Raw genomic sequence first — 2,128 nt, forward strand, 5'->3', positions numbered from 1 at the left:
CTGTTCATCATCTTCTACGACCAGACCCTCGCCACCGTCACCGAGGCCTCCCGCCTCCGCACCGCCATCGGACCCTCGCTGACGTGGTATGAGGAGATGACGCGGTACGTCGACCTCTTTGGTCCAGCGACTGATGGGGCGCTGGGGCGGCGCTTCGCGGTGCTGGTGCTGTTCTTCGCCCTCGGCGTGGCCGGGGCGATGCTGATGCGCCGTGGTGGCATTCCGGGGGTGCCGACGGGACCTGCCTCGCGGATGCTGGGGCTGACCATCGCCTCGTTCCTGTTCCTGACGTTGACGCCAACGAAGTGGACGCACCACTTCGGCGCGTTCGCCGGCATCGCTGCTGCCGTCGCGGCGCTCGCGGCGGTTGCGATGGGGCCGGCGCTGATCCGCTCCGCGCGCGATCGCCTGGTGCTGGTGTCCGTGCTGCTGCTGATCACGGCCTTCGCGATGACGGGCACCAACCGCTGGTGGCATGTGTCGAACTATGGGGTCCCGTTCGGGGACCGTCCACCGCTGTTCCTCGGCCGCGGCGTGGCGAACTGGCTGCTGCTGCTGGCGATGATGGTGTTCGCCGCGGCCGCGCTCTACCACTACCTCGGCCTGCGCGGTCGCCCCGTCCTGGCACCGGGCTGGCTGCGATGGCTGACCGCGGCCCCGATCCTGGTGATCGCCGCGATCGTCGTGGTCGCCCAAGTAGCGTCGCTCGCGCTGGGCGCCGCGCGGCAGTACCCGGCGTACTCGGTGGGCCGGTCCAACATCGATGCGATCCTCGGTTCGCCGTGCGGGCTGGCCAATGACGTGCTGGTGGAGCAGGATCCGAACGAGGGACTGCTCGCTCCGGTCGATGGTGGCGATCCCGCTGCAGCCCTGGGTGGCGGTGGTAGCGAGGGGTTCACGCCCAATGGCATCGCTCCGGATCTCGCTCCCGAGCAGGCCTCGGGCGAGGACGCTCCGTCCACCTTGGTGGCCGCGGGCGAGGCGGACGCCGGGGGCCAGCAGCAGACGCTCAACCCCACGGGGTTCGACGGCGAGCAGCGCCAGGACGAGGGCATCAATGGCAGCACCGCGCCGCTGCCGTTCGGTCTCGATCCGTCCCGCGTTCCCGTGCTCGGTAGCTACCGCAGCGGCGAGCAACGATCCGCCGAGCTCACCAGCGACTGGTACGCGCTGCCCGAGCAATCCGATGACCGTCCCCTAGTCGCGATCACCGCGGCGGGCCGCATCGCGGGCACCGATGCCTTCGACCGGCCGATCCGCGGTCAGGAGCTGCGCGTGGAGTTCGGGGTCCCCCGTGACGAGGGCTTCGCGGTGGTGCACGCCGCCACTCCGCTCGATACCGGGCCGTTCCCGTCCTGGCGGAACCTGCGTGTTCCCCTCGATGCGGTGCCAGCTGACGCGACAGCGGTGCGGATCGTCGCGCGCGATACGGATCTCGATCCGTCGCAATGGCTCGTGGTAACGCCACCGCGCGTTCCCGTCGTCGATACATTGCAGCAAGTGGTGGGCAGCGACACGCCAACGATGATCGACTGGTCGATTGGTCTCGCGTTCCCCTGCCAGCAGCCTTTCGTGCATCGCAACGGCGTGATCGAAATGCCGGAGTACCGGATCGCCGGTGACTTCGAGCTGAAGCTTGGCACGGACATCGCGCAGGGCAGCGCTGGCGGCGGGCCCGTGGGCATCACGTCGATGCTCGCGGAGGAACAGCAGGTCGCCACGTACTTGCGCGATGACTGGGGCCGCGACTGGGGATCGCTGCAGCGGCTCGTGCCGTACTCGGACGAAGCAGTGCCGGCCCGCACCGAGCATGGGACGGTACGCCGATCAGGACTGTGGAATCCTGGGCCGATCCGGTAGCCCAGTGTTACGCACCAGAGGGAAACTGAGTTTGTTCTCACTTCTGTTCCTGTGAATCACGGTTTACTGGCAAGGTTGCCACGCGGTTGCGAATACCATCAGGGATCGTGGCAGTCGGATTGTTGTCTTCGGGGATGGATGGTTCGGTGACTGAGAAGCGTGTGCGTATGGCTCGTCTGGTAGCGGTGATCACCGGCCTCGCCGGCTTCATCCTCGCCATCGCCACCCCGCTGATGCCCGTCGCCCAGACCACCTCCACCCTGACCAC

1 protein-coding gene is annotated in these 2,128 nt (G+C 68.0%); it reads left to right on the top strand.

Features of this window, described 5'->3' with window-relative positions; all coding sequences use genetic code 11:
• Positions 1-1,860: arabinosyltransferase C-terminal domain-containing protein (locus tag QC765_RS16415; RefSeq protein ID WP_278315511.1), on the top strand; the 1,860-nt coding region annotated here is incomplete at its 5' end.
• Positions 1,861-2,128: the final 268 nt, after the last annotated feature.

The sequence above is a fragment of the Hoyosella levis genome, from assembly GCF_026008515.1.
Classification (GTDB): domain Bacteria; phylum Actinomycetota; class Actinomycetes; order Mycobacteriales; family Mycobacteriaceae; genus Lolliginicoccus; species Lolliginicoccus levis.